The organism is Mesorhizobium shonense (genome assembly GCF_040545255.1).
GTDB classification, from domain to species: Bacteria; Pseudomonadota; Alphaproteobacteria; order Rhizobiales; family Rhizobiaceae; genus Mesorhizobium; species Mesorhizobium shonense.
Genome location: NZ_JBEPLM010000012.1, coordinates 189,960 through 216,643, shown reverse-complemented (window position 1 = coordinate 216,643; position 26,684 = coordinate 189,960). Strand labels below are relative to the sequence as shown.

Annotated in this window: 22 protein-coding genes and 1 pseudogene; 9 read left to right on the top strand and 14 right to left on the bottom strand. The window is 64.3% G+C overall.

Annotated elements, in window-relative coordinates:
- Position 1 precedes the first annotated feature (1 nt).
- The 3 genes and pseudogenes from ABID26_RS27010 to ABID26_RS27000 form a co-directional block, all read right to left on the bottom strand.
- Complete coding sequence (locus tag ABID26_RS27010) at positions 2-1,255, bottom strand: aminomethyltransferase family protein (RefSeq protein ID WP_292344025.1); 1,254 nt, start codon at positions 1,253-1,255, stop codon at positions 2-4.
- 38 nt (positions 1,256-1,293) lie between these two features.
- A pseudogene (locus ABID26_RS27005) lies at positions 1,294-2,873 on the bottom strand (phytoene desaturase family protein).
- Positions 2,860-4,479: a phytoene desaturase family protein gene (locus ABID26_RS27000; RefSeq protein ID WP_292343977.1), complete on the bottom strand. Its 1,620-nt coding sequence runs from the start codon at positions 4,477-4,479 to the stop codon at positions 2,860-2,862. The pseudogene ABID26_RS27005 and the gene ABID26_RS27000 overlap by 14 nt, the downstream one beginning before the upstream one ends.
- A 326-nt stretch (positions 4,480-4,805) precedes the next feature.
- Here ABID26_RS27000 and ABID26_RS26995 point away from each other — a divergent pair, with 326 nt between their 5' ends.
- From ABID26_RS26995 to ABID26_RS26975, 5 genes are all read left to right on the top strand, one after another.
- Positions 4,806-5,486 carry a class I SAM-dependent methyltransferase gene (locus ABID26_RS26995; protein WP_354417057.1) on the top strand — a complete coding sequence of 227 codons (681 nt, stop codon included), beginning with the start codon at positions 4,806-4,808 and terminating at the stop codon, positions 5,484-5,486.
- A 6-nt stretch (positions 5,487-5,492) separates the two neighbouring features.
- Entirely contained in the window at positions 5,493-6,179 is a 687-nt protein-coding gene (gene betI / locus ABID26_RS26990) for a transcriptional regulator BetI (protein ID WP_435528612.1), read from the top strand.
- A gap of 48 nt (positions 6,180-6,227) precedes the next feature.
- Positions 6,228-7,310, top strand: coding sequence for an ABC transporter substrate-binding protein (locus ABID26_RS26985; protein WP_292340788.1), 1,083 nt, complete (start codon positions 6,228-6,230; stop codon positions 7,308-7,310).
- Between the two features lie 402 nt (positions 7,311-7,712).
- Positions 7,713-8,789, top strand: a complete 1,077-nt coding sequence (locus tag ABID26_RS26980) for an extracellular solute-binding protein (protein WP_292343981.1) — start codon at positions 7,713-7,715, stop codon at positions 8,787-8,789.
- On the top strand, positions 8,786-10,084 hold the full coding sequence (locus ABID26_RS26975) for a flavin monoamine oxidase family protein (RefSeq protein ID WP_292343983.1): 1,299 nt from the start codon (positions 8,786-8,788) through the stop codon (positions 10,082-10,084). Before ABID26_RS26980 ends, ABID26_RS26975 begins: the two co-directional genes overlap by 4 nt.
- On the opposite strand, the gene ABID26_RS26970 is transcribed toward ABID26_RS26975, so the two are convergent.
- Genes ABID26_RS26970 through ABID26_RS26960 form a run of 3 tightly spaced genes read right to left on the bottom strand, consistent with a single transcriptional unit; the run spans position 10,048 to position 12,894 of the window.
- Positions 10,048-11,121, bottom strand: coding sequence for an ABC transporter ATP-binding protein (locus ABID26_RS26970; protein ID WP_292344027.1), 1,074 nt, complete (start codon positions 11,119-11,121; stop codon positions 10,048-10,050). The two genes, ABID26_RS26975 and ABID26_RS26970, sit on opposite strands and share 37 nt — an antisense overlap.
- Before the next feature lie 37 nt (positions 11,122-11,158).
- Positions 11,159-11,980, bottom strand: coding sequence for an ABC transporter permease (locus ABID26_RS26965; protein ID WP_292343985.1), 822 nt, complete (start codon positions 11,978-11,980; stop codon positions 11,159-11,161).
- A complete protein-coding gene (locus tag ABID26_RS26960; protein WP_354417054.1) occupies positions 11,977-12,894 on the bottom strand; it encodes an ABC transporter permease in 918 nt (305 codons plus the stop codon). The genes ABID26_RS26965 and ABID26_RS26960 overlap by 4 nt, the downstream gene beginning before the upstream one ends.
- A gap of 286 nt (positions 12,895-13,180) precedes the next feature.
- On the opposite strand from ABID26_RS26960, the gene ABID26_RS26955 reads away from it, so the two are divergent.
- Positions 13,181-14,599 carry an aminotransferase gene (locus tag ABID26_RS26955; RefSeq protein WP_292343989.1) on the top strand — a complete coding sequence of 473 codons (1,419 nt, stop codon included), beginning with the start codon at positions 13,181-13,183 and terminating at the stop codon, positions 14,597-14,599.
- Between the two features lie 172 nt (positions 14,600-14,771).
- On the opposite strand, the gene ABID26_RS26950 is transcribed toward ABID26_RS26955, so the two are convergent.
- A complete protein-coding gene (locus ABID26_RS26950; RefSeq protein ID WP_292299665.1) occupies positions 14,772-15,974 on the bottom strand; it encodes an aromatic ring-hydroxylating oxygenase subunit alpha in 1,203 nt (400 codons plus the stop codon).
- A 27-nt stretch (positions 15,975-16,001) separates the two neighbouring features.
- Positions 16,002-16,184: a hypothetical protein gene (locus ABID26_RS26945; RefSeq protein WP_292299666.1), complete on the bottom strand. Its 183-nt coding sequence runs from the start codon at positions 16,182-16,184 to the stop codon at positions 16,002-16,004.
- 245 nt (positions 16,185-16,429) lie between these two features.
- Here ABID26_RS26945 and ABID26_RS26940 point away from each other — a divergent pair, with 245 nt between their 5' ends.
- A complete protein-coding gene (locus ABID26_RS26940; protein WP_292299667.1) occupies positions 16,430-16,840 on the top strand; it encodes a hypothetical protein in 411 nt (136 codons plus the stop codon).
- Between the two features lie 91 nt (positions 16,841-16,931).
- Here ABID26_RS26940 and ABID26_RS26935 read toward each other — a convergent pair whose 3' ends face one another.
- Together ABID26_RS26935 and ABID26_RS26930 are read right to left on the bottom strand one after the other, a co-directional pair.
- The gene (locus ABID26_RS26935; protein WP_292299668.1) at positions 16,932-19,031 is read right to left on the bottom strand and encodes a hybrid sensor histidine kinase/response regulator; all 2,100 of its coding nucleotides are present in this window, start codon (positions 19,029-19,031) and stop codon (positions 16,932-16,934) included.
- A gap of 32 nt (positions 19,032-19,063) precedes the next feature.
- The gene (locus tag ABID26_RS26930; protein WP_245460182.1) at positions 19,064-19,792 is read right to left on the bottom strand and encodes a response regulator; all 729 of its coding nucleotides are present in this window, start codon (positions 19,790-19,792) and stop codon (positions 19,064-19,066) included.
- A gap of 93 nt (positions 19,793-19,885) precedes the next feature.
- Here ABID26_RS26930 and ABID26_RS26925 point away from each other — a divergent pair, with 93 nt between their 5' ends.
- Positions 19,886-20,587: a response regulator transcription factor gene (locus tag ABID26_RS26925; protein ID WP_292299670.1), complete on the top strand. Its 702-nt coding sequence runs from the start codon at positions 19,886-19,888 to the stop codon at positions 20,585-20,587.
- Positions 20,588-20,671: 84 nt separating this feature from the next.
- Here the strand turns inward: ABID26_RS26925 and ABID26_RS26920 are convergent, their stop codons facing one another.
- Both ABID26_RS26920 and ABID26_RS26915 read right to left on the bottom strand, forming a co-directional pair.
- Positions 20,672-20,836 (bottom strand): hypothetical protein, encoded by a 165-nt coding sequence (locus ABID26_RS26920; RefSeq protein ID WP_292299671.1) that lies wholly within the window; start codon positions 20,834-20,836, stop codon positions 20,672-20,674.
- Positions 20,837-20,870: 34 nt separating this feature from the next.
- Entirely contained in the window at positions 20,871-21,233 is a 363-nt protein-coding gene (locus ABID26_RS26915) for a hypothetical protein (protein ID WP_292299672.1), read from the bottom strand.
- 339 nt (positions 21,234-21,572) lie between these two features.
- Here ABID26_RS26915 and ABID26_RS26910 point away from each other — a divergent pair, with 339 nt between their 5' ends.
- Positions 21,573-22,025, top strand: a complete 453-nt coding sequence (locus ABID26_RS26910; RefSeq protein WP_126097593.1) for a L,D-transpeptidase — start codon at positions 21,573-21,575, stop codon at positions 22,023-22,025.
- Positions 22,026-22,228: 203 nt separating this feature from the next.
- Here the strand turns inward: ABID26_RS26910 and ABID26_RS26905 are convergent, their stop codons facing one another.
- A complete protein-coding gene (locus ABID26_RS26905; RefSeq protein ID WP_292343992.1) occupies positions 22,229-25,312 on the bottom strand; it encodes an efflux RND transporter permease subunit in 3,084 nt (1,027 codons plus the stop codon).
- Entirely contained in the window at positions 25,309-26,610 is a 1,302-nt protein-coding gene (locus tag ABID26_RS26900; protein WP_292343994.1) for an efflux RND transporter periplasmic adaptor subunit, read from the bottom strand. Before ABID26_RS26900 ends, ABID26_RS26905 begins: the two co-directional genes overlap by 4 nt.
- Between the last annotated feature and the right edge of the window lie 74 nt (positions 26,611-26,684).

The following is a 26,684-nucleotide window of genomic DNA, read 5'->3' as shown; positions in this document are numbered from 1 at the left end:
GTCAGAAATCCGCCGGCGGGTTGGCGGTGCGGCGGTCGAGCTTGATGAAAGGCCGCGGCACCACCTTCGCCCGCTTCATCAGCTTCTGGTACTGCAGCTCGCGCATGGCGTAGATCTCGACCCAGAGGTCGTCGACGATCCTGTCGCCATAGGGCCGCCGCAAAGAGGCGATGGCGATGTTGCGCTTGGCCATCGGCGACCACATCGCCGCGCTCACCAGTCCGACCTCCTGGCTTTTACGATAATAGACGATGGCGTGCTCGGCCGGAATGTTGCCTTCGATCTCCAGCCCGACCAGCACGTGGCGCAGCTTGCGCTCGGCCCTCGCCTCGAGGATGGCGCGGCGGCCGTTGAAGTGGCCCTTCTCGGGATCGATCATGAAGCCGAGGCCGATCTCGTCCGGCATGCGCAGGCGGTCGGCACGGATGGCGTGCTCGGCGGTGGTGAAATCGGCATTGGCGACGATCAGCCCGGCTTCGAGCCGGGCGCGGTTCAGCGCCGTGTAGCCGATGGCGCGGATGCCGCACAGCTCGCCCGCCGCCATCAGCCGGTCCCACAGGCTCAGAGCCTTGTCCGCCGGCACGAACAGTTCGTAGCCGAGGTCACCGGTGAAGCCGGTGCGCGAGATGGTGACTTGGCTGTTTCCTTGGGGGCCGCCGTCATGCGCGAACTCGGCAAGGTCGAAGATTTTCAGCCGTTCGACGCCGGCAAATCCGGCGTCGCGCAGGATGGCGAAGGAGGTCGGGCCTTGCAGCGCCAAGCCGGCGACCGCTTCGGTCTCTTCCTCGACGCTCACCTCGTAGCCGATCGCGCTGTCCAGAAGCCAGGGCAGATGCCGCTCCTGCGAGCACAGCCGGAAGCGTGTCGACGAGAGCCGGAACAGCGTGCCGTCGTCGAGCACGAACCCTTCGTCGTCGCACCAGGCGGTGTAGTGGACGCGACCGGGCTTGAGCCTGGTCACGTCGCGCAGCGTGACCCGGTCGAGATAGGCTTCGGCATCCGGGCCTTCGATCCGGTATTTGGTCATCGGCGAGATGTCGAACAGCGCCGCCTGGCTGCGGATGGCGAAATATTCGAGCTCCTCGTCCCACAGCGAATGCGGGGCGCGGTAGCCGGCCCAGTTATACCAGTCGTTTGTCAGCGCCAGCGCGTCGATGCGCGGCTGGAACGGCGTGCCCGGCCGAAGCGTGCGGAAGTGGGATTGTGCCAGGGTGCGGGCGTCGATCGGCGGCGTGATGGCGGGATGCTGATTCATGACGGCGCCGTAGAACTCGGCTTTGGTGATTTGCGAAATCATGGCCGCCCCCCCATCGCGATGATGCGCCGCGCGGCGTTGAGGCCGGGCGCGCCGGAGATGCCGCCGCCCGGATGCGAACCGGCGCCGGCAATGAACAGTCCTTCGAGCGGCGTGTCGTAGCCCGACCAGCCGGAGACCGGCCGCGACATCAGCATCTGGTCGGCCTGCAACTCGCCATGGTGCCAATGGCCGCCGGGCATGCGGTAGCGCGCCTCGATGTCGGCCGGAGTCAGCAACTCGGCGTGGCGCACCGTCGCGCCGACCCCCGGCGCATAGGTTTCGAGCTGCGCCATGATCGCGTTCAGGAATTGCGGCTTGCCGGCGGTCCAGCCCTCTCTCAACGCATAAGGCGCGTATTGCACAACGGCCGACAGCACGCAGGCGCCGGCGGGCGCGAGCGATGGATCGACGAGGCTGGGCAAGGTGATCTCCATCACCGGCTCGGGCGAGAACTCGCCATATTTCGACGGGTTGAAGGCGCGTTCGACATGATCTGGCGAAGGGGCGATGACGAGGCGGCCCTTGTGGCAGGCGGCGTCGACGCCGGCGAATTGCGGCGGCCGGCCGAGCGCCAGATGGAGCTTCGCCGCATCGCCCTTCATGCGAATGTTCTTCACCTTGCGCACGAAACCGGTATCGACTTCGCGCGGGCCGACCAGATCGAGGATCGTGGTCGCCGGGTTGATGGCGGAAACGACCGTCTTGGCCCGCAGCGTCTCGCCGCCTTGCGTGACGACGCTTACGGCGCGGCCTTTCTCGACGATGACTTTGGCGACCGGCGATGCCGGGCGGATCGAGACACCAGCCTTTTCCGCCGCGGCGCGGATCGCTGCGACGACGGCGCCCATACCGCCTTTGGGCTGGATCTGCGCGCCGGCAAGGCCGCCGATCTCACCGGTCAGCCGGTAGTAGAGGCCGAGCAGCGAGGTCGGCGAGCGGGGGCCGAGATGCGAACCGAGCGTCGCGTCGAAGGCGAGCAGGCCCTTCAGCCTGTCGTCGGAAAGCTGCTCGTCGAGCATGTCATAGACGTTCATCAAAAGCACGCGCAGGAAGTCGCGCATGTCTTCCTTGCCGAGCCTCTTCAGCGCCAGCGCGGTCTGGCCGAGCCCGGTCATTTCGGCGAGCGACATGCCGGCAAGGTCCGGCGGCCGGCGCGACAGGAACGGTTTCAGCACGCCGGCATAGCGCAGCAGTTGCGCGCGCAGCGCCTTCCAGGCGGACTGTTCGGAAGGGCTTGCGCCCGTCAGCACCTCGCCATAGGCGCCGTGCAGCACCAGCGGACCGTCCTTAGACAATGCGACCGACGGCACGAAATCGCCGCGCTCGACCTTCAGCCCATGCCGCTCCAGCTCCAGCGTCCTCACCACATCGGGATGCAGGCGATTGAGCAGATGGGCGACCGCGGAGACGCGGAAACCCGGCGCGAATTCCTCGGTGCGCGCTGCGCCGCCGACATCGTTGCCGGCCTCGAGCAGCAGCACCTTGCGTCCCGACTTCGCCAGCGTGGCGGCGGCGACAAGGCCGTGTGGCCGCCGCCGATGACGACGGCGTCCCAGTTCAGATCAGATGACGTCATGGGCCGGGCTCATATGGAGGGTTGGCTTGGCGAGGTCGCGCAGGATCTCGGCGGCGGCGTTGCGTCCGGGCGCGCCCATGACGCCGCCGCCAGGATGGGTGGAGGAGCCGCACATATAGAGCCCGCCGACGGGCGAGCGGTATTGCGCGTAGCCCGGCACCGGGCGGTTGAAGAGCAACTGGTCGAAGGTGAGCTCGCCCTGAAAGATGTTGCCTTCGGTGAGGCCGACCTCTGCCTCGATCTCGCGCGGCGTGCGCACTTCCATATGGACGATGCGGTCGCGGAAGCCGGGTGAGTATTCGGCGATCTGCGCAATCACGCTTTCAGCAAAACCATCGCGGTCGGCATCGGTCCAGTCGCGTCCGTCGATCTTGGGCGGCGCGTACTGCACGAAGCAGCTCATGAAATGTTTTCCCGGCGGAGCCATGGTCGGGTCGAGCGTGGTCGGGATCACCATGTCGAGGAAGGGGTCGGCCGACCAGCGTCCGGCCTTCCAGTCGTCATAGGCGCGCTCCATTCGCTCGATGGAATCGGTGAAATGCATGTCGGCGCGATAGACCGGCGAGTCCTTCGGCAGAGCCGGGAACTCGGGCAGCGAATCCAGCGCGATGTTGACCTTGCCGGACGAGCCGCGGATCTTGAAGTTCCTGACGCGGCGCAGGAAGATGTCGGGCAGCTCCTTTTCCTCGACCAGCTTCAGGAAGGTGCGCTTGACGTCGGCATTGGAGACGACGAGCTTGCCGTAGACCTCCTCGCCGCCGGCGAGCACGACGCCCTTCGCCTTGCCGTTCCTGATCAGCACGCGATCGACCGCGGCGCCGGTGCGGATGCTGCCGCCCGAGGCTTTGAAGGAGGCGGCCAGCGCCTTGGTGACGGCGCCCATGCCGCCGCGCGCGTAGCCCCAGGCGCCGACCGAACCGTCGACCTCGCCCATATAGTGGTGGAGCAGCACGTAGGCCGTGCCGGGCGACATCGGCCCGAGCGCGGTGCCGATGATGCCTGAAAGCGCGAAGTTCGCCTTGATGACGTCGGTCTCGAAATACTCGTCGAGGAAGTCCGAGATCGACATCGTCCAGAAGCGCAATGTCAGCGCCATCTCCTCGGCCGAGAGGCCGGCGAATTTCTTGCCAAGATAAAGCAGCTCGCCAAGGTCGCGCGGTTTGAGGCTGGTGGGGTCGGGCGCGGTGCGCATCAGCAGCGGCTGGATGAAGCGGCATTGCCTGGTGACGTCGCGCGAATAGCGGTCATAGGCCTCGGCGTCGCGCTTGGAAAAGCGCGCGAACTCGCGGCGGTGCGCGTCATGGTCGCGGTAGTTGGCGAGGTAGTCGCCGTCGCGCGTGAACACCGCGCCGCCTTCGTAGGAGATCACCTGCAGGCCGAAGCGCGGCAGTTCCAGGTCGCGCATGATCTCGGGCCGGAACAGCGAGCAGACATAGGAGCAGTTGGAGTAGAGGAAGCCCGGCGTCAGCTCGCGGCTGGTGGCGGCGCCGCCGACCCAGTCGTTCTTCTCCACCACCAGCACGTCGAGCCCGGCGCGTTGCAGATAGCAGGCGTTGACCAGCCCGTTGTGGCCGCCGCCGATGACGATCGCGTCCCATGTCTTCATGCGCGCTCACCCTCCGTTCGCCGGCCTTCTTTTTTGCGTGATCTTGGCTCTGGTTGCCCGAATTTGGCACGGCTAACAGTTTTTTGTCCAGCCATTTTGAATGAATGTTCAACAAATTGTGTTGCGTTTTCCCATTGATGCGCTAGGCTTTGCCTGCATTCTGGCCCTGCTTAGCTAAAGAGGGCCACTTCGGCTTTTGGGGCTAAAGATCCGATGATCGAAACGGCTGATGCCGAGCCGGAATATGACGATGCCGCCATACGCTTCCTCGAGCGCTCTGGGGCGACGGCTACCTGTCGCCGGGCGGTCCGGCAGAAGTCGACCGCGTGGTCGAAGGTCTGTCGCTCGAGGGCAAGACGATCCTCGATATCGGCTGCGGCGCCGGCGGCATCACGCTCTATCTGGCGGTGCGGCACGGCGCGGCTCGAGCCACCGGCTTCGACGTCGAAGGGCCGGTGATCGAGGCGGCGAGGCGAGGGGCGGCCCGGCAAGGCCTCGAGGACCGCATCAGCTTCGTCCAGGCGCCGCCGGGGCCGCTGCCTTTCACGGACGCTTCCTTCGACGTGGTCTTCTCCAAGGACGCGCTGCTGCATGTGCCGGACAAGGAGGCGCTGTTCGCCGAAATCTTTCGCGTGCTGAAGCCTGGCGGGGTGTTTGCGGCATCGAACTGGATGATCTCGCATGACGGCGAGCCGTCGCCCGAGATGAAGGCCTATATCGCGGCCGAAGGGCTCTCCTTCGCCATGGCCTCGCCGGCGCGCTATGCCGAAGCCATGCGCCGCGCCGGCTTCATCGACATCACGGTGCGCGACCGCAATCCATGGTATCGCGAGGTCGCGCGCGAAGAGCTTTCGCGGCTCAAGGGACCGCTCTACGCGCAAGCCGCGGCGGCGGTCGGCGCGGCCTATGTCGACAAGAACATCCGGACCTGGGAGGCGATGCAGAAGGTGCTTGACAGTGGGGAGCACCGCCCCACTCATCTGCGCGGTTGGAAACCGGTTGGATAGCCGGCAATGCTGGAGACCGTCATACCCATGAAGACTGTAGAGGCCAGGGACAACGCTCCTGAACCGGCGCGAAAAGCAGACGCCGAGAAGCGCGGGCGCAAGGCGTCGAAAGAGGTCAGGCAGCTCCAGCTGATCGAAGCGACGATCGATTCACTCGCCAAGCGCGGCTATGCGGAAACGACGATGGCCGATGTCGCCGATGGCGCCGGGCTGTCGCGCGGCATCGTCAACTTCCATTTCGAGAGCAAGGAAAAGCTGCTCGTCGCCACGCTGCAGTACATGTACGACGAGTATTCGGCGCATTGGCGCACCGCCTTGCAGAAGGCCGGCGACGATCCGGCCCGGCAGTTGCAAGCGCTGGTGTGGGCCGACTTCGACCGCTCAATCTGCAACAAGCGCAAGCTCGCCGCCTGGTGCGCCTTCTGGGGCGAGGCCAAGTCGCGGCCGACCTACCAGGCACTGAGCAGTTCGCGCGACGCTTACTACCAGCAGGTCTTCATCGACCTCTGCGCGACGCTGAAGCAAAGCGGCGGCTACGCCTATGAGCCTCAGGTCATGGCCCTGGCGCTCAGCGCCATGCTCGAAGGCCTGTGGCTGCGGCTGATGATGGGGACGGAGGACACCACGCGCGAAACGGCGCTGCAGGCGGCCAACGCCTTTTTGGCGGCCGCCTTCCCGAAACATTACGGTTAGCAGCAGCCGGCCGCCAAGACCGGCAAGACCAAAAGAGGATGGAACAGCATGAAGAAACTCAGCCGACGCCTCACATTGACATTGGCGCTCACCGGCGCGCTGGCGGCCTCGGCGGCGGCGTTCGCCGTCGCCGCCGACAAGGACCTGATCGTGTTCGACTGGTCCGGCTATGAGGATCCGAGCTTCCATCCGAAATATGTCGAGAAGGACGGCGACTCACCGACCTTCGCCTTCTTCGGCGACGAGGATGAGGCATTCGAAAAGATCCGCTCCGGCTTCAAGTCCGACCTCGGCCATCCCTGCTCGCAGAGCGTGGTGAAGTGGCGCGAGGCGGGGCTGCTGCAGCCGCTCGACACCTCGAAGATCGCCGGCTGGAAGGATCTCAATCCCGGCATCATGGCGATGAAGGATCTCGCCACGACATCCGACGGCAAGGCCTGGTTCATGCCGTGGGACTGGGGCGACACGCAGCTCACCTTCAATTCCGACAAGATCGCCGAGAACGACGTGCAGTCGCTCAAGGCCTTCGCCGATCCGAAGTACAAGGGCAGGGTCTCGATCGGCGACAATGTCGACGACGCCTATGCGCTGGCCAGCCTCGCCATCGGGCTCAAGGACTGGACGAAGATGACGGACGAGCAGTTCAAGCAGGCATCCGACTTCCTGCGCCAGGTGCACAAGAACGTGCGCTCGTACTGGACCGACACCACCGACATCGTGCAGCTCTTGAGCGGCGGCGAGGTCGACCTCGCCTGGGCCTGGAACGACGCCACGGTGCAGTCGGTCGCGGCGGGCGTGCCGATCAAATCCAAGAAAGATACCGACGAGGGCATCTCGACCTGGGTGTGCGGCTATGTGCTGTTCAAGGACGCGCCCGGCAATGTCGACAAGGCCTATGATTATCTCAACGCCGTCAACGATCCGGAAGTCGCCAAGGTGCTGGTCAAGGATTGGGGCTACGGCCAGGCCAACGCCAAGGGCATGGCCGGCGTCGACCAGGCGGTGCTCAAGGAAAAGGGCTACGACAATGTGGAAAAGTGGGTCGACAAGACGCTGTTCCAGCAGCCGCTGCCTTCCGAGCTCAAGCTGAAGATGATCGCCGAGTTCGAGAAGATCAAAGCCGGCTATTGAGCTGTTTTCGGGTGCTCACCCGGACGTGGCACTAAGGTGATCGCGCAAGTTGCCTGAACGTCCTTTCGAACGCTGGCGCCGCCCCTCACCTGCCTGCCGGCATCCTCTCCCCGTATGGTGGACGGGGAGAGGGGAGCTGCCATCGCCGATTTCGCCAACTACGAGCGTTGCAAGGTGGGTGCCGAGGTTGCGGCCGGCGTCTTTCTCCCCGTCACTATACGGGGAGAAATGCCCGGCAGGGCAATGAGGGGCAGCGCCAGCCTCGGCAATTGAAGGTCCCGGCATAAGTTGGAGGCAGGTCCGAAAGCCGTTGCTCCGGCCCCGGACCATGCGGGCTCGCCAAAGCTGCCGAATTCTCCTAACGTTTGCCGATACGTCCGCGACGGGGGGAGTTCTCGCGCCATGAAATCCATGCTTCGCCGCCTTGCCTTGGCTGCCGTCGTCACCGTCGGCGCGGGCACCGCCTATGCGCTTGCCGAGGGCGGCGGCGACCTCGTCGTCTTCGACTGGTCGGGCTACGAAGATCCGCTGCTGCATCCGGCCTATACCGCCAAATACGGGGCCGAGCCGAGCTTCTCCTTCTTCGGCGACGAGGACGAAGCCTTCGAGAAGATGCGCGCCGGCTTCAAGGCCGACATCGCCCATCCCTGCTCGCAGAGCGTTGTGAAGTGGCGCGAGGCCGGCCTGCTGCAGCCGCTCGACACGTCCAGGATCGCCGGCTGGAAAGATCTCAATCCCGGCATCATGGCGATGAAGAATCTCGCCACCACCGCCGACGGCAAGGCCTGGTTCATGCCCTTCGACTGGGGCAACACCTCGCTGCTCTACCGCACCGACAAGGTGACGGCACAAGAGGCGCAATCGCTGAAAATCTTCGCCGATCCCAAGTTCAAGGGCCGCGTCACCATCGGCGACAATGTCGACGATGCCTATGCGCTGGCAAGCCTCGTCATCGGGCTGAAGGACTGGACCAAGATGACCGACGAGCAGTTCAGCCAAGCTTCCGCCTTCCTGCGCGACGTGCACAAGAACATCCGCTTCTACTGGACCGACGACACCGACCTCAACCAGGCTTTCACCGGCAACGAGGTCGATCTGGTCTGGGGCTGGAACGAGACCTATGTGACGTTGAAAGGACAAGGACTGCCGATCGAGATGAACCGCAACACGAGGGAAGGCCTGTCGACCTGGGTGTGCGGCTATGTGCTGATGAAGGGCGCGCCGGGCAAGCTCGACCAGGCCTACGATTTCCTCAACGCCGTCAACGCGCCCGATGTTTCGGAGTATATGGTGAAGACCTTCGGCTACGGCCACGGCAACAGCGCCGGCATGGCGGCGATGGACCAGAAGCTGCTCACCGAACGCGGCTTCGACAATCTCGACAAGTTCCTCGACAAGACGCTGTTCCAGCAGCCGGTGGCGCCAGAGCTCAAGCAGCGGATGGTCGCCGAGTTCGAGAAGATCAAGGCCGGCTATTGAGCATCAGAACCGAAACGACCGACGTTGCCATCGTCGGCGCCGGCTTCACCGGCCTGTCCGCCGCGCTCGAACTGAAGCGCGCCGGGATCGACTTCCTTGTCCTGGAAGCGCGCGATCGTGTCGGCGGGCGCGTGGAGGCCGTGCGAAACGGACTCGGCGAGCTGGTCGACAGCGGCGGCCAGTTCCTGTGCGAGGACATGCCGGAGCTGATGGCGCTGGCGAAGGCGCGCGGCAAGACATTCGTCGAGACCTATGTCGAGGGCGAGTTCATCACCCATCCGCGCATGTCGGCCTCGAGGGGCGAGCTCATGTATCACGCCTCGATGGCGATCCGCGACCGCATGAACAGTATCGAGCCGGACGATCCGGCGATCGCCGGCTTGAGCGTCGCCGACTGGCTCGAACGCCAGGAAGACCCGGCGGACGCCAAGGCGGGCTTTCGCTCGTTGATCGAGGGCCTGTGGTGCCTGGCGCTGGACAAGGTGCCGCTCTGGCACCTGATCGACAACGACCGGCGCATCACCAACGAGGTGCCGGAGCTGCAATACTCGTTGCGCGAAACCATGCAGTCGCTCGCCGACGATCTGGCGGGCGATCTCGGCGACCGGCTGCGGCTCAGTCAGCCGGCGACGCGCATCGAGCATGGACCGGAAGGCGTTCGCGTGACTTCCGCCGCGGGCGTCGTCGAAGCGCGCGCGGTGCTGATTGCGCTGCCACCGGCGACAGCTGCCAAGCTTGACTTCACGCCTGCCTTGCCGCCCGCCCTGGCGAAGGATTTGGGCGTCTGGGAAAGCGGTGCGGTGATCAAGATCCTGGTGCGCTATACGAAGCCGTTCTGGCGCGAGCGGGGTTTGAGCGGCATGGTGATGTGGCGCGATCTGCCGGGGCTGTTCGCCTGCGACGCCAGCAAGGATGCGGGGCACGCCGCGCTCACCGTCTTCGTCGGCGGGCCGCGTGCATTGCGCTGGCGCGAGTTGGGCGAGGCGGCATTGCGTGCGGAGGTGACGGCGAGGCTTGTCGACGCGCTCGGCCCGGAGGCGGCCGACATGCTCGATTTCAGCTCACGCGACTGGACGCGTGACCGCTGGAGCGGCGGTGCCTACAGCGATCTCATCGTCGACGTGACGGCGAGGAACGCCGAGCGCACCATCCTTGGCGGCGCGCCGCCGGTCTATTTCTCGGCTTCGGAACTCTCGCCGTCCTTTCCGGGCTATGTGGAAGGCGCGATCGTGGCAGGGCGTATCGCCGCCAGGAAAATTCAGTCAGCCATCGCCACCAGCGCTTCAGGGTCGTAAGCGAGGCGGATCGGCGCGCCGACCGGAATGTCGTCGGCGCCGAAATCATTGGTCTCGGTCACCGAGAGCGGCTTTTCGAGTCCCGGTATCTCGACGATCAGATGCGTGATCTCGCCGAAATAGTGGCGTTCGACCACCTTGCCGGCGACCTCGAACTTCGCCGTCGCATTGTCCCACAAAACGCGCAGCCGCTCCGGCCGGATGCCGAGCGTGGCTACGCCGCCATTGGGCACGAAGACCTTCGGCTTGTCGGTTTTGACGCGCCCGAAGCCAAGCGTATCGACAACCAGTGAAGCGCCGTTCTCCTCGACGATCTCGGCCTTGACGAAATTCATGCCGCCGAGGAAATCGGCGACCTGGCGGTTGACCGGGCGCTGGTAAATCTCCTTCGGCGAAGCGACCTGCGCGATGCGACCGCCGAACATCACGGCGATGCGGTCCGACATGGCCAAAGCCTCATACTGGTCGTGGGTGACCAGCACGAAGGTGATGCCGACCGCCTGCTGCAGTCGGCGCAGCTCGACCTGCATCTGCTCGCGCAGCTTCTTGTCGAGCGCCGAGAGCGGCTCGTCGAGGAGCAGCACCTTGGGCCGCATGACCAGCGCGCGGGCGAGCGCCACGCGCTGGCGCTGGCCGCCGGAGAGCTCGGTGGCGCGGCGTTTGCCGAGGCCGGTCAGCGACACCTGCGCCAGCGCCTCCTCGACGCGGCGCTTTTCCTCGCCAGCCTTGAGCTTCAGCCGCTTCAGGCCGTAAGCGACATTCTGCTCCACATTCAGGTGTGGGAAGATCGCATAGCTCTGGAATACCATGTTGATCGGCCGCCGGTTGGCCGGAATGCCGTCCATCGGCTGGCCGTCCACGGCGATCGAGCCGCTGGTCGGATTGTCGAAACCGGCGATCATGCGCAAGAGCGTGGTCTTGCCGCAGCCGGAAGGACCAAGCAGCGAGAAGAACTCGCCCTCGCGGATGCTGAGCGATGCATCGTCCAGCGCCTTGAAGGCGCCGTAGCTGCGCGTGACCTCGCGGATCTCGATCATGGTGCGATCCGATTGGGCGCGCTCCGATTGGACCCGCTCAAGCATAGAGGCCTCCCTCGTTCTGGGTGCGTCTCGCCGCGCGGCGGCGCAGGATTTCGGCAATTGCCATCAGCACGAAGGAGGCCACTAGCAGCAAGGTGCCGAGCGCCAGCACGCCGGGGAGTTTTGCCGCGAAGCGCAGCTGCCCCCAGATGTAGATCGGCAGCGTCGCCTCGGTGCCGGTCAGGAAGAAGGCGATGATGAATTCGTCGAGCGAGATGGTGAAGCAGACGAGCAGGCTGGAGATGATCGCCGGCGCGACCATCGGCAGCGTCACGCGCCGGAAGGTGCCGAAGGCGCTCTCGCCGAGATCGGCGGAAGCCTCCTCCAGGCTGCGATCAAAGCCTTCGAAACCGGAGGTCAGCACCGTCATCGAATAGGGGATGCAGACCAGCACGTGGCCGAGCACGACGGTGAACAGCGACAGGCTCAAGCCAAGTTGCAGCATGACCAGCAGCATCGAGATGGCGACGATCACCTCGGGCAGCACCAGCGGCGCCATGATCAGCCCATTGATGGTGCGTCGGCCGGGATAGCGGAAGCGGGTGATCGAGCGGGCGGCGAGGATGCCGAACACGGTCGACAGGATCGAGGCCGAGACACCGACAGCCAAGCTGTTCCAAGTCGCGTCGATCAGCGCCGGCGTGCGCGGCAGGTCCTCATACCAATGGAGCGTGACGCCGGAGAGCGGGAATTTCGGCGTCGCTGCCGTATTGATCGAAAAGATCGGCAGGAAGATCACCGGCAGATAGAGGAAAAGGATGTAGAGGGCGGCGTAGCTCGACAGCCATCCCGGCAGAAAACGTCTGATCGCCGTCATCGCGCCAGCCTCTGCAGCGCGCGTATGACCAGCACCGTGGCGCCGGCCATCAGCGAGACGATGACCATGGTGGTGACGGAAAGCGCGGCGCCGAGCGGCCAGTTCGACGCCTTGCCGAATTGCGCCTGGATGGCGTTGGCGATCATGACGCCGTCCTTGCCGCCGACCAGCTTCGGCGTGACATAGTCGCCGACGGTCGGGATCATCACGATGAGCGCCGCCGAGATGACGCCCGGCGCCGACAGCGGCAAGGTCACGCGCAGGAAGGAGCGCAGCGGCCCGTCGCCGAGATCGGTCGCCGCCTCGACCAAGGTGCGGTCGACCTTCTCCAGCGAGACGAAGATCGGCAGGATGGCGAAGGTCGCCCAGGCATGTGTGAGCGTGATGATGACGGCGCTGGAATTGTAGAGCAGCGCCGTCGACGGCTCGTCGATGATGCCCAGCCCCATCAGGCCGGAATTGAGCACGCCGTTATAGCCGAGGATCACCTTCCACGACATCACGCGCAAAAGATAGCTGGTCCAGAACGGGATGGTGATGAGGAACAGCCACAGGCTCTTGTGGCGGCCGCCATGGAAGGAAATGAAATAGGCGATCGGGTAGGCGAGAGCTACGGTGAGCAGGCTGACCGTCAGCGAGATGTAGAGCGAGCGCCAGAGCAGGTCGCGGTAGATCGGCTCGGTCAGCGCGATCCGGTAGTTCTCCAGCGTCAAGGTGTGGTCGATGGTGAGGTAGTCCTGCGTCCAGAAGGAATGGGCGATGACGACCAGGATCGGCAGAACGAGAAGGATAAGCGCGTAGAGGAAGGTCGGGCTTATCAGCGCGAAGCCTTGGGCGGCTCCCGATTGCAGAAGGGGACTTCGTCTGGCTCCCGCCATGGTGAGCGGGGGCGACCCTTCCGCCGCCGCCGTCATTGCAGCGCTCCGGGCGTGATTGCGGTTGCTGGCTCGGACTGTCCCGCCATTCGGCCTTCCCATTAACCGGCGCCGTGTTCCCAAATTCTTATGCCTGGAGCGATCGCGCCCTGGCTTGCCGCCTTTCTTTCATCATGAGCGCATCCGCCGATTGAAATCAAGCGCTATTTCTGTAATATTGATTGAACAGACATTCAAAATGAAGTGAAGAAAGGCCGAATTTCCACGGTTTTCCGCTTCGTTTCGTGTCCATGGAAATTCCGCAACCGGATGATGCGAGGCTAACATGGCGGCTGCAAGAGAGATCAAAGCGAGGGAAATGATCGACGCCGGCGACGACGACGCGGTCGAAGTCGCCAAGCGCCATCTCGTCCAGCCCTGGCCCTATGCCGGCTCGGTCGGCGCAGAGGCGCGCGCGCTGATCGGCGAGGGCGACGGCATCTACATCACCGACGCATCCGGCAAGCGGCTGATCGACGGCCCGGCCGGCATGTGGTGCATCAATGTCGGCCATCGCCGCGAGGAACTGGCAAGGGTGATGTACGACCAGGCGATGGCGCTCTCCTACAATACGCCCTGGTACACGATGAACGCGCCTTCGGCCGAGCTTGCCCGGCGCATTGCGGACGCCGCCCCGGGCGACCTCAGCCATACCTTCTTCACCACCGGCGGCTCGTCGGCTGTGGAGACGGCACTGCGCTTCATGCAGTTCTACAACAACGTGCGCGGCCGCCCGGAGAAGAAGCTGATCCTCAGCCGCGGCGGCGCCTATCACGGCTCGACCTACCTGTCGGCCTCGCTCAACGGCCGCCCGCGCGACCGCGACTGGATGGACGGTGCCGACGAGCTGGTGGTGAAGCTGTCATCGCCCAACCCGTTCCGGCGGCCGCAAGGCATGAGCGTTCCCGCCTTCACCGATTTCCTCGTCGATCAGTTCCGCGACACCGTTGCGCGCGTCGGCGCAGACCGGATCGGCGCCTTTGTCGGCGAGCCGGTGCAGGCCTCGGGCGGTGTCGTCGTGCCGCCGGATGGCTATCTCAAGCGTATCCGCGAGATCTGCCGCGAGAATGATATCCTCTACGTCTCGGATGAGGTGGTGACCGGCTTCGGGCGGCTCGGCCACGTCTTTGCCTCGGGCGACGTGTTCGGCATCGATCCGGATATGATCACCTTCGCCAAGGGCGTCACCTCGGGCTATTTCCCGCTCGGCGGTGTCATCATCTCGGAGCGGCTTCTGGAAGAATTGCGACGCTCCAATCATCCCGACGCGCTGTTCGGGCACGGCCTCACCTACACCAGCCATCCGATCGGCTGCGCCGTCGCGCTGAAAAACCTCGACCTGCTGGAAGACGGCGTCCTTCAGCATGCACGCGAGATCGCGCCCTATTTCCAGGCGCGGTTGAAGACGCTCGAGGAATTGCCGCTCGTCGGCGAGGTGCGCGGCGTCGGCCTGATGGCTTGCGTCGAATGCGTCGCCGACCGCGAGAGCAAGGACCCGCTGCAGCTCGACAAGGATGTGGGCAAGCGCATCGACGCGCATTGCCACGAGCTCGGCCTTTTGGTGCGGCCTTTGATCAACATGTGCGTGATGTCGCCGCCGCTGATCATCAGTCGCGAGCAGGTCGACGACATGGTAGCGATCCTGCGCGAGGGGATTTCGCGGACGATGGATGATCTGAGGAAGGAAGGGGTGTGGCGGGGGTGAGAGCGCTCCTCTCCCCCCTTGAGGGGGAGATGTCGCCGAAGGCGACAGAGGGGGTCGTCTCGCGTAGATCGCCGGCGTTGTCTATGTCCCGAAGGGCGTTGGCGCTTCACGCGCAGCGACCCCTCTGGCCGCTTCGCGGCCATCTCCCCCTCAAGGGGGGAGATTGGCAGCTTTATCCCCTCGACCTCAGCGCATCGTTCAGCCCCCACATGTCCTTTTCCTCCGGCGCGGTTTCCAGATTGAGCACCGGGACCTGCTTGCGCAGATGGTCGTGGTGGGTGCGCACGCCGTATTCGAGATCGGAAAGATAAAAGCCCCCGAAGGCTTCCGACAGCATGGATTCGTTCGACCAGACCGAAAGCTGCACGTCCTCGTTCATGGTGTCGCGGTCGATGCGGTAGGCGAGGTAGCGGGCGGCCGCCTGCTCTCTTGTCTCGTCCTTGTAGCGATAGATCGCGCCGCGCAGCAGCGTTTCGCCGGTCGACAGCGGGAACTCCTGATAGAATTGCACCGATTCCGGCATGATCGACAGCGCGTTGTTGGGGAAGATGCCATAGTAGATCCAGGCCTTGCGCAGATGCTGCGGCAGATGCGTCGGCTCGGGCGCTATCCTGATGTACTGGCCGACGCTCCAGCGCCGCCCGGCATGCGGGTTGTAGGTGGCAAAGGACCGCGACACGCCGTTGATGAAGGGCTCGTCGAAATAGGTCGCGCCGTAAAGGTCCTGCAGCGCCGGATGCGCCATGGCGACATGATAGCCTTCATTGTCGACGTCGCGCACCGACTTCCAGTTGACCGGCGATTTCTGGGTCCAGATGCCCCAGGACGGCACCATGTCGGCAACGCGGTAGTTGGCGATCTCGGCCTCGATCGGCTTCAAGAGCTCGGCCACCGAAGGCTGCGGACCGCCCTTGCGGAAGCGGATGAAGATGAAGCCCATCCAGATTTCGAGGTCGAGCGGCATCAGGCCGAACTCGGTGTTGTCGAGCTCGGGGAAAGAGCGCGGGCGTGCCGCGCCGCGCAGCGTGCCGTCGAGATTGTAGACCCAGCCGTGGAACGGGCAGACCAGCGCGTTCTTGCAGGTGCCCTGGCTGTCGGCGACGACGCGGCTGCCGCGGTGGCGGCACATGTTGTTGAGGGCGCGCACGACGCCGTCCTTGCCGCGCACGATCAGCGCGCGCTCGCCGATGACGTCCATGGTCAGATAGTCGCCCGCATTCGGCACGTCGGAGACGTGGCCGGCGATCTGCCAATGATTGCGGAAGACATATTCCTGCTCGAGCTCGAGCAGCGCGTTGGAGTGATAACTCCATCCCGGCAAGCCCCGCCGGTCCCAATCGTTGGGGATCGCCACGTCACGGAGGTGCGGGTTCATAGAAGTGCTCTTCTATTTGTTGAATGATCATTCAATAAAAGCATATTTTGCATTGAAATGCAATGGGTTGTGGAAATATGGAAATTCCGCGGCGGCGACTTTGAGGCCGCCTAAGCCAGAAAAATCCCGGAAAATCCGGGCCTTAACGACGGATGTAAAACAGCGGTTCCGGCCACGGATCCGGGCGTTGCGAGAGGTACGTTCCGGCACGTCTGGTGCATCCGATGATCGCAACGGTCATGTCAATTCGGCGGCTGTGTGAGGTCGCTTACAGTCCGTCGCGTCCGACAGGCGCATGAACCTTCGCCAGCGGGCAAAGCAGGGATGGAAGGCTGGCGGTCCAGATCCCTGTTTCAATCCTGTTACACGGGCAATCTCGCCCTACCATTCGGCTGTTACGCGGCGCGATTAAGTTCGTTTCATGGGAAAAGGAAAGATAACGAAGGGAGCAGCCGATGTTTACGAAAGCCCAGACCGTCGACGCGAGTCGCCACGCATATGGCCCGGAGCGCAATGATCGCCGGCCGAAGCTGGCGCTGCGCCAGCGCGCCAGCGACCATCCGATGGCGATGTTCATGCTGATCGGCGCCTGCGCTTTCGCCGGCATGGTGCTGGCGCCTGTCTCCGGCCCCGCTTTCGCTTCGCTCAATCCGCCGGCCAACGTGGTGCAGGGCGCCTCGACGACCCTCAAAACGGCGCGGCTGCCGGAGCCGGCAATCGACTTTGCCTGCAAGGGTCAGAACTGGGGCGCCGAAAACGCCGAATGCCTGCGCGCCATCGCCGAACAGTCCGGCCAGCACCGGGCCCGCGCGGTGCGCATGATCGCCAATGCCGCGCCGCTCACCAACACGCCGAACGTCTTCTAGAGTTCCCCTGAGCGCACCCTCCGCGCTCCAGTCAGGCTCCCGTCGCAAGTCGATCGGGAGCCTCTTTTTTTGGCGGCTGGAACCGAGCCCGTCAGATGTGCGCCCCGCTGTCGACCGCGGCAAGCTCGGCAATCGCTGCGAGCACGCCGCGGACGTCGAGCGTCGAGAACGGCTTTTCCAGGATATGCGGGCGCTGCGGCGGCGGCAGCGCCTCGATCTCCGCCTTGGCGCCGATCAAGTCGCCGGTGACCAGCACGAAGCGCTGCGCCAGGCCTGGACGTTCGGCCAGCAGCTCGCGGTAGATGGATATGCCGCTGGTGCCCGGCATGCGCAGGTCGGAAAAGACGATGTCCGGCGGCATCTGCCCGCTCAGCACGTCGCCGGCCGACGTCCAGCTTGCGACGACCCGCGATTTCACCCCCATCAGCTCCAGTATGTCGGAGAGCGAAGCGGCGACGTCGGGCTCGTCGTCGATGATCAGCGCATGGCGCAGCCCGCTCGAGCGCGCCGGGCCTTCGCCGGCCTTGGCGGCGTCGCCGGAAATCGCCGGCAGTTGCACGACGAAGCGCGCGCCGTGCGGCTCAACCTCCTCGAACCAGATATTGCCGTTGTGGCGCTCGACGATCGATTTCGAGATCGACAGGCCGATGCCGGTGCCGACACCGACCGGCTTGGTGGTGAAATAGGATTCGAAGATGCGCGAGCGGATCGGCTCGGGAATCCCTGGACCATTGTCCTCGACGGAGAAGCCGGGATTGCCGCGGTCGCTGCGGAAGGTCCGCACCTTGATGCGCCGTTCGCCGGTAACGCCGGCCAGCGCATGCTGGCTGTTGATGAGGAAGTTGGCCGCGACCTGCGTGACATGGTCGGCATCCGCCATGGCAAGCAGCGGGCCATTGGCGAAATCGGTGTCGATGATGATGCCGCTGGAGCGCGCGCCGTAAGCGGTGACCTCGAGCGCGGCTCGCATCACCTGGTTGAGGTCGGTCTCGGCCTGCTCGGTCGGATGCAGGCGCACCATCGACAGGAAGCTCTTGACGATGCGGCCGCAGCGCTCGGCGGCGGCGCGCACCTTTTCGGCGCGCACCTTCGTCTGCGGGTCGGTCGCGAATTCATGCAGCAACGTCGACTGCGCCACCACCACCGCGAGTGGGTTGTTGAGTTCGTGCGAGACGCCGGCGAGCAGCGAGCCCATCGCCGCCATCTTCTCGTTCTGGTGCAGCTTCTCGCGCTGGCGGTTGATCTCTTCCTCGGCGCGCAGCTTTTCGCGCAGGTCGCGGATCGAACCGAAGATCAGCCGGCGGTCGGCAACCCGCATCTCGGTCGCGGTCAATTCGATCGGAAAGATCTCGCCGGCAGCGTTCTGGGTCACGGTCTCCAGCCGCTGGTTGACCATCGGCGCGCCGCGGCCGGCCATGTAGTCGGCGCCTGACGCATAGCCCTTGCGATAGTAGTGCGGCACGATCGTGTCGATCAGGTCCTTGCCGAGGATGTCGCCGCGCTTGAAGCCGAACATCTTCTCGGCGGCCGGATTGAATTCGATGATGGAGCCGGACTCGTCGATGACGATGATGGCGTCGAGCGAAGCCTGCAGCATTGTGCGGCGGATCACCTCGCTGGCATGCGCCTCGGAGGGTGAGCGCTCGATGGCGTCGCCGATGGCGAGCGCGATGATGTGCAGCGTCGCCTCTTCCTCGTCCGTCCATTTGCGCTCTGCGACGCAGTCGTTGACGGCGAGCGTGCCCCAGAGATGACCGTGAGCGAAGACAGATACGGAAATGAAGGATTTGATGCTCTGCTTCTCGAAATCGGCCCGCAGGAAACCCTCGAGGTTGCGCGTGTGGCCGGCAAAGACCTTGCCCTGGCGCTCGTCCTCCTGCAACCGTTCCAGCAGCGGATCGGAGTTGATGATCGACTGCATGATCACGGTGGGCGATGCGAGCTCGCCGCCGGAGGCCGGATCGATCCAGTAAGCGGCGACCGATTGGGCGAAGCCCTCGCCCGGCAATTCGCGCAGGCGGAAGAGGATGCCGCGCTGGCAATCCATCGAGCGGCAGAGCGTCTCCAATATGCCGTCCATCTCGCGCTGCCAGTCGCCCGCCTCGCGCAGGCGGCGAACGACATGGACGGCCGCCATCGCGGCGCCCTGACGGGAACCCTGCATATCGGTGCGTGCTGCCTCAGCAGTCATGGTCGGCTGTCATTCGAGCCCGCGCGTGTCGTTCAATTGCTGTCGCCGGTCGGCAGCGAGAAGATATAGCCTTCGCCGCGCACCGTGCGCAGGAATTTCGGATTGGCCGGATCGGCTTCGATCTTCTTTCTCAGACGCATGATGCGGATGTCGACCGCGCGCGACGATTCGGGGTCTTCCACGAAGCCGATCGCTTCCGAGATCGCCGCCCGCGTCAAAAGCCGGTTGGCGCGGGTCAGGAAGACCTCCAGCACGTCGAACTCGCTCTTGGCCATCTCGACGACCGCGCCATTGGCGCCGGTGACGAGCCTGCCGTCGAAATCGGCCTGGAAACCGCCGAAATTCATGAAGCGGCGGGCGCCGGCCTCGATCTTGGCAGCCTGCGGCGCTGCCGGCTGCGGCACGCGGCGCAGCACGCTGCGGACCCGCGCCAGCACTTCGCGCAATTCATAGGGCTTGACGATGTAATCGTCGGCGCCAAGCTCCAGCCCGACGATGCGGTCGAGCGCGGTGCCGGCGGCGGTGGCATAGATGATGCCGATCTGGGTCTTGGAGCGCAGCCAGCGGCCGAGCGACAGGCCGTCCTCGCCGGGCATGGCGATGTCGAGGATGGCGAGATGGAAGGATTGCGCGTCCAGCAGGCTGCGCGCCGCCGCGGCGTTCTCGGCCGTGGCGACGTCATAGCCGTTGGCGCCGAGATATTCGGCAACCGCCTCCCTCAGATCCGGCTCGTCCTCGACGACGATGATGCGCGCCTTCACAATGGTCTCGCTCCCGCTTTCAGCGGAAAGTAGATTGGGTATAAACATGATGTCCAGCGCTCATCTCGAGTTGTCTGTGGCGGGGTGAAAAAAATGGCAGCACGATCCGTCGTCGCGCTTGTGTCCGTTGCCGAGGTGGTGGCCAGTGACCTTGCCGACCATCTCGAGCGGCGGGGGCACGATGTGCGCCAAGCGCGCCAGCCCTGGGAGGCGGAGTCGTTGCTCTCGGCAGGGGGCATCGATGTCGTGGTCGTCGGTGACGATGTGACCCAGGCGGAAGGGCGCGAGCTGCTCAAGCGATATAGTAGCCAAGGCGGGGGCGGCGAGGGCGGCTCCGACTTCATCCTGATCTGCCGGCCACGCGATCTCGTCGACAAAGTGCTGGCGCTGGAACTCGGCGCCGCCGACGTGATCGAAAGCCCGCTCAACGTTCGCGAGCTCGCTGCCCGCATCGGCGGCCTGTTGATGCGGCGCGGCCGCAACACCCAGGAACTGATCGTGCTGGAGAACGCCACTGTCGACTTGAGGTCGGCCATGGTCATGCATCGCTCCGGCGCCGAGGATCAGCTGTCGCCGGGGCAGGTGGCGCTGCTCAGGCTGTTCCTGGCGAGCCCGCGAAAGGTGCTGACGCGCGACGACATCATCGCCGCCGCGCCTGCCGAGAATGCCGACGCTTTCGACCGCTCGATCGATTCGCGCATTGTAAGGCTGCGCCGCAAGCTCGATACCGACACCATCACCACGATCAGAGGCGCCGGCTATCGCTTCGATCCGCCGACGCCGCGCACCGACTGAGGCGGAGGCGGCCAAGTCATTTCCTTGATCTGGCATCGGAATTCCCCAAAACCTGCTTTACACTTTTGGGACCGATGCCAGTGCTTAACGCACCACGAGGACCGAGGGGCCCGATGGCATGTCGGCGTTGGCGGTGATCTCGGCGTGCGCGCGCTCCTTGAGGAGCACCGTTGCAAGCGCGGCAAAGCCGAGCAGCCCTTGAGCGTAAAGCAGCGCGGACAGCACCGAAGCTGCAAATTTCGTCTTCATGTCTGAATCCCCAGTTCGATAAGTCGTCGGTGCTTCAGGAAACTCCCGAAGCGCCCGCGCCGCTGACGGAGCCCCCCGCTGCGGCGCGGGCCTTCGGTCCTCTCGGCAGCAAGTAGCCGGAGGGGCCGCGCGTCCTCATCAGCCGAAAGCCGACCCGCCAGAGGGCCCTCAGCCGGTTGACGCGCAGGCTGGAAACAATCCAGACCGTGGCGATGAACAGTGCAGTGTGCAGCGTCGAAACCTCGCCGGAATTCATGGCGCCAAAATTCAGGGCGCCAAAATTCAGGGCGCCAAGCGTCGTCACCGGTTTGCCGGCGACTGAGCCGGCGCCACAGAGGATGACTGCCGCGACGCTTATCCTGAGAAGCCAGGAGCGTAGGTTCGATTTCCTGCCCATTTTCGTTTGCTGATGTCTGTTCCCGTTGCATCGACATTGCTGCCGGCCTGTATCCGCATCATGCCGCGCAGGCCGCGTTTTGTTGCAATTTGGTTTCGAGATCGGCGAAATAGCTTTCGTATCAGAGGCATACGAGCTTTCGTTTTCCGCATCTGCTTGATTTCTCGGTTAACCATTACGGCCGTCCACGAGCCGATTCCATAGGTGGCTCCGTTAGTTTCGAGAAACGGATTCGAAACAGAAACGAGCATCAAGCGAAATAAGCTTGAAACAGGTGTCCACGATAAGACGGCCCATCGAAATTGAAGCCGGCCGGGACCGGACAAAAGAGGGATCGTCATGCATACCGCCATTTCAGCCAAGCTCATCAACATTGCCGCCGCCGCGCTGACCGGCGCTGCACTGCTTTTCGCCAGCAATGCCGCCCACGCCAATCAGATCGTCGCCCGGGTTTCGCTGTCGCAGCAGATCATGGAAGTCACGGTCGACGGCCGGCCGACCTTCACCTGGAAGGTATCGACGGGCGACAGGGCGCACATCACGCCGACGGGATCGTTCAAGCCGACGCGCATGCACGAGATGTGGTATTCGAAGAAATACGACAACGCGCCGATGCCGCATTCGGTGTTCTTCAGCGGCGGCTATGCCGTGCACGCGACCTATGCCATCAATCGCCTTGGCCGGCCTGCCTCGCATGGCTGCGTGCGGCTGCATCCCGATGCGGCGGCCGATTTCTACCAGCTCGTCGAGGCCTTCGGTCCCACCAACACCAGCATCGTCATTGTTAAGTAACGGGCTGGGTCAAGTAGCAGGCAGGTTGCCGCCTTCGGACGAATTCACCGAAGCTGTGAGGCGACTGCCAAAAAAAGAGGCCGGAAAGTTTCCGGCCTCTTTTTTGGAGCGAATAGCGAATAGCGAATAGTGGCGCGCAACGGGCCTTCAGTCCCCTACTCGCTATTCGCTACTCCCTATTCGCTATTCGCTATTGCCTTAGTTCAAGTCGGCAGCGCCGGCATCAGCTTCGGATCCGGCTTCTCGGCAAGGTGCGGCAGATCCTTGCCGGCGATGAAAGTGTAGAACATGGGCACGACGAACAGCGTGAACATCGTGCCGACCAGGATGCCGGTGAAGATGACGAGGCCCATCGAGTAACGGGCCGCGGCGCCGGCGCCGCTGGAGATGATCAGCGGCACGACGCCGAGCGCCATCGCCGCCGTCGTCATCAGGATCGGCCGCAGGCGCACCTTGGCCGAGGCTATGATGGCGTCGCGCCGCCGCATGCCATGGATCTCGCGCTGCTGATTGGCGAATTCCACCAAAAGGATGCCGTGCTTGGTGATGAGGCCGATCAGTGTGATCAGTCCGACCTGGGTGTAGATGTTGAGCGTGCCCAGGCCGATGTTGAGCGGCACGATGGCGCCGAAGATCGAGAGCGGCACGGCCATCATGATGATCAGCGGATCGCGGAAGCTCTCGAACTGCGCGGCCAGCACCAGGTAGATGACGATCACGGCGGCGGTGAAGGCGATCAGGATGGTGTTGCCCTGCTCCTTTTCCTGCCGCGACTGGCCGGAATAGTCGATGAAGAAGGTGTCGGGCAGCGTTTCCCTGGCGAGGTCTTCCAGCACCTTCAGCCCGTCACCGGTGGTCACGCCGGGCAGAGGCAGGGCGGAGATCGTGGCCGAGTTCAGCTGGTTGAACTGCTCGATCGCCGCCGGCGAGGCGTTGGTCGAGATTTGCACCACGGCCGACAGGGGCACCATCTTGCCGTCGACGCTGCGCACGAAATACTCGCCGAGCTTGGCCGGATTGTCGCGGAATTCCTGCGGCACCTGGGGGATGATGTCATAGCTGTTATTGTCGCGGTCGAACTGCGCCACCTCGGCGCCGCCGACAAGCAGCGTCAGCGTGTTGCCGATATCGGCGATCGGTAGGTTCAGCGCCGCGGCGCGCTCGCGGTCGATGGTCACGGTCACCTGAGGCGCGTCGTAGGACATCGAGTTCTGGACGACGATGAAGCGGCCGGAAGCCTGCGCCTTGTTCTTGATCTTCTCTGCCTGGTCGAAGACCTCGGACGGATCGCCGGTCGAGCGGACCACCATGGAGATCGGCAAGCCGCCGCCCGAACCAGGCAGTGTCGGTGGCGCGAAGACGAAAGCCTCGACGCCGGCGACCTTGGCCAACCGGCCCGTGATGTCGGCCTGGATCTCCTTCGAGCTGCGCTTGCGTTCGGCCCAGTCCTTGAAGGCGAAGCCGACGAAGGCGCCGTTGGTGGCGCCGCCGAAGGCGACCGCCGAGAACTGCGCCCGCGTTTCTGGAATGTCCTTCACAAGACCGAGGATCTGGTTAACGTAGGTCTCGGTGTAGTCCGAGGTCGCGTAGCGCGGCGCGGTCACGATCGAGAGCAGGAAGCCCTGGTCTTCTTCCGGCGCCAATTCTGTCGAGGTCTTGGTGAACATGAAGCCGGTGAGCGCCACCAGCGCGACGACGATGATAAAGGTAACCGGCCTGTTTCTGAGCGAAGCGGTCACTGCCCGCTCGTAGACGCGCTCGACCCGGCTGAAGGTGCCGTCGACGATGCGCTGGAAGCGGCCATGCGCGCCCGGCTTCAAGAGGCGCGCCGACATCATCGGTGTGATGGTGACGGCGATAAGGCCGGACAAGACCACGGAGCCAGCCAGAGTGACAGCGAATTCGCGGAACAACGCGCCCGTCAGGCCACCGGTAAAGGCAAGCGGCGCGAACACGGCGGCCAACGTGATGGTCATTGCGACGATGGCCGAGAAGATCTCGCGCATGCCGTTGAAGGCTGCCTGCATCGGCGACATGTGGTCTTCCTCCATGTGGCGATGGATGTTTTCCACCACCACGATGGCGTCGTCGACGACGAGGCCGATCGCCAGCACCATGGCCAGCAGCGACAAAAGATTGATCGAATAACCGACCGCGAACAGCAGGAAGCAGACGCCGATCAGCGACAGCGGGATGGTGACGATCGGCATCATCACCGAGCGGAAGGACCCGAGGAACAACAGGATGACAACGATGACGATGGCGACCGCCTCGACTATGGTCTTGAACACCTCTTCGATCGAGGCGCTGATCTGCTCCGTGGAATCGTAGACGACCTCGATGGTCATGCCTTTCGGCAGTGTCTCCTGAATCACCGGCACGAGCTTGGTGACTGCCGCCGCCGTCGTCAGCGGGTTGGCCGCCGGCGTCGGGAAGATGGCGAGGAAGGTGCCAGGCTTGCCGTTGAAGCTCACCCTGGTGTCGGTGCTGGCGGCGCCGAGCTCGACGCGCGCCACGTCGCGCAGGCGCACCACCTGCCCGTCCGTCGAGCGGATCGGCAGCTGGGAGAAGGCTTCCGGCGTCTGCAAGGTCGAGTGAACCGTGATCGACGAGACCACATATTCGTTCTGGGTGTTGCCGGGTGCCGAGAGGAAGTTGGAGTTGTTGATCGCGGTCAGCACGTCGGCGGCGGTGGCACCGCGGGCGGCAAGCCTGACCGGGTCGATCCAGACGCGCATGGAATATTCCTCGGCGCCAAAGATCTGAACATCGGCGACGCCTTCCACCGTCGAAATGCGGGGTCGTACGACACGCTCGATGTATTCGGTGAGCTGCTCCTTCGTCATGTTCGGATTCTGCATCGAGATGTACATCATCGCGAACTGCTGGCCGGTGCCCTTGACGATCACCGGGTCCTTGGACGCATCCGGCAAAGTGCCGCGCACGCCCTGAACCTTGGACAGCACCTCAGTCAGCGCCACGTCGGGATTGGAGCCGAGCTTCATCTGCACGGTCACGGTGCTCGAAGACGGACGGCTCGACGATGTCACGTAATCGATGTTTTCCGTCGAGGCGACGGCGCGTGCGATCGGGGCGGAGATGAAGCCCTGGATCAGGTCGGCGCTGGCGCCGGGATAGGCCGTGGTGATGGTGATCGCTGTCTCGTCCACCTTCGGATACTGGCGGATCGACAGGTTGAAGATGGCCTGGAAGCCTAGCAGCAGGATCATGCAGGCCAGCACCGTCGAGAGGACGGGCCGGCGAATGAAGATGTCGGAAAAGCTCATTGCTGAACCTGCTTGTTCGCCGATTTGCTGGGATCGATGGTGTTGTCGACGCCAACGGACATGCCGTTGAAGAGCCGGTTCTGGCCGGCGGTGACGACCTGGTCGCCGGCCTTCAGGCCCTCGGAGATCTCTACCATGCCGTTGTTGCGGCGGCCGAGCTTGACGAACACCTGCGACAGAACGAGCGCCGGCTGCTGCCCGGCCTCGGCCGGCTTCTGAGCGTTGTCAGCGGGCTTTGCGGCGTTGTCGGCGGGCTTTGCTGTATCGGAGGCCGGCTTCGAGGCATCGGCCTGCGGTTTGGCTGCCTCGCCGGCCGGCTTTACGGCGCCAGTCTTCTGGTCATCCGGTTTGGCCGGCGCAGCCGCGCCGGCATCGGCGGGCTTGGCCGGCACCACCACGAAAACGAAGTCGCCGTAAAGGCTTGACGTCACCGCGGTCTGGGGCACCGAGATGATGTTGTTTTCCTCCGGCAGCTCGACGCGGATCTGCACGAACTGGCCTGGCGTCAGCTTGCCTTCCGGATTGGCGACCTCGCCTCGGATCGACACCAGCCGGCTCGCCGGGTCGATCTTGGGATCGATGCCGCGAATGGAGCCGGCAAAGGACATGTCGGCAGCGTTGCTGCCGATCCGCACCGTCTGGCCGATCTTCAACAGCGGCAGCTGCTGCTCGGGCACTGTGAAGTCGACCCGCATCGTGTCCAGATCCTGGATCGTCACCACCGAGTTGCCGGGCGCCAGATATTGGCCGATGTCGATCTTCGGAATGCCGATCGTGCCGGTGAAGGGGGCCGAGAGCTGCTTCTGGTCGAGCACCGCCTGCAGCTTGTTGACCTGCGCGGCCGAGGCGTCCGCAGCCGCGCGCGCTGCGTCAAGCGTCGCGTCCGTGCCGACACCACGCCGTTGCAATTCGATCGCGCGGGTCAGCGCCGCCTGATCGGACGCGGCCTGAGCCTTCTGCGCCACCAGGTCGGCTTTCTCGACGGCATCGTCGAGCTGCAGGAGCACGGCGTCGGCCGCGACCTTCTGGTTGGCGTGGAAGAGGATGTCCTTGACGATGCCGGCTGTCTCGACCGTCAAGTCGACGCCGCGCACGGCGTTGACGGTGCCGATCGCCTCGACGCCGGGCGTCCAGTTCGAAGGCTTCGCTACGACCGTCGAGACGGTCGCGGCCGGCGGCTTCATGGTGGCGAAAAACTGCTTGATCGCATTGTCGCGAAACAGGTTGAAACCGACGATCCCGGCGCACGCCACAACGAGCAGCAGCAGAATTCCGGCGATGATGAAGAAGCGCTTCACGGACAATCCCCTCGAGCCGGCAACCGGCAAAACAAACGATGCCGGGACACATATCGACGTGAATCCCGATTTCA

What these genes read in the sequence shown, in the direction of transcription:
- betI (WP_435528612.1), top strand. Translation starts at nt 5,493, where the DNA reads ATGCTGGAGACCGTCATACCCATGAAGACTGTAGAGGCCAGGGACAAC.
- ABID26_RS26955 (WP_292343989.1), top strand. Translation starts at nt 13,181, where the DNA reads ATGGCGGCTGCAAGAGAGATCAAAGCGAGGGAAATGATCGACGCCGGC.
- ABID26_RS26915 (WP_292299672.1), bottom strand. Translation starts at nt 21,233, where the DNA reads ATGGGCAGGAAATCGAACCTACGCTCCTGGCTTCTCAGGATAAGCGTC.
- ABID26_RS26910 (WP_126097593.1), top strand. Translation starts at nt 21,573, where the DNA reads ATGCATACCGCCATTTCAGCCAAGCTCATCAACATTGCCGCCGCCGCG.
- ABID26_RS26940 (WP_292299667.1), top strand. Translation starts at nt 16,430, where the DNA reads ATGTTTACGAAAGCCCAGACCGTCGACGCGAGTCGCCACGCATATGGC.
- ABID26_RS26950 (WP_292299665.1), bottom strand. Translation starts at nt 15,974, where the DNA reads ATGAACCCGCACCTCCGTGACGTGGCGATCCCCAACGATTGGGACCGG.
- ABID26_RS26965 (WP_292343985.1), bottom strand. Translation starts at nt 11,980, where the DNA reads ATGACGGCGATCAGACGTTTTCTGCCGGGATGGCTGTCGAGCTACGCC.
- ABID26_RS26935 (WP_292299668.1), bottom strand. Translation starts at nt 19,031, where the DNA reads ATGACTGCTGAGGCAGCACGCACCGATATGCAGGGTTCCCGTCAGGGC.
- ABID26_RS26980 (WP_292343981.1), top strand. Translation starts at nt 7,713, where the DNA reads ATGAAATCCATGCTTCGCCGCCTTGCCTTGGCTGCCGTCGTCACCGTC.
- ABID26_RS26985 (WP_292340788.1), top strand. Translation starts at nt 6,228, where the DNA reads ATGAAGAAACTCAGCCGACGCCTCACATTGACATTGGCGCTCACCGGC.
- ABID26_RS26905 (WP_292343992.1), bottom strand. Translation starts at nt 25,312, where the DNA reads ATGAGCTTTTCCGACATCTTCATTCGCCGGCCCGTCCTCTCGACGGTG.
- ABID26_RS27000 (WP_292343977.1), bottom strand. Translation starts at nt 4,479, where the DNA reads ATGAAGACATGGGACGCGATCGTCATCGGCGGCGGCCACAACGGGCTG.
- ABID26_RS26925 (WP_292299670.1), top strand. Translation starts at nt 19,886, where the DNA reads ATGGCAGCACGATCCGTCGTCGCGCTTGTGTCCGTTGCCGAGGTGGTG.
- ABID26_RS26970 (WP_292344027.1), bottom strand. Translation starts at nt 11,121, where the DNA reads ATGATCGAGATCCGCGAGGTCACGCGCAGCTACGGCGCCTTCAAGGCG.
- ABID26_RS26960 (WP_354417054.1), bottom strand. Translation starts at nt 12,894, where the DNA reads ATGACGGCGGCGGCGGAAGGGTCGCCCCCGCTCACCATGGCGGGAGCC.
- ABID26_RS26920 (WP_292299671.1), bottom strand. Translation starts at nt 20,836, where the DNA reads ATGAAGACGAAATTTGCAGCTTCGGTGCTGTCCGCGCTGCTTTACGCT.
- ABID26_RS27010 (WP_292344025.1), bottom strand. Translation starts at nt 1,255, where the DNA reads ATGAATCAGCATCCCGCCATCACGCCGCCGATCGACGCCCGCACCCTG.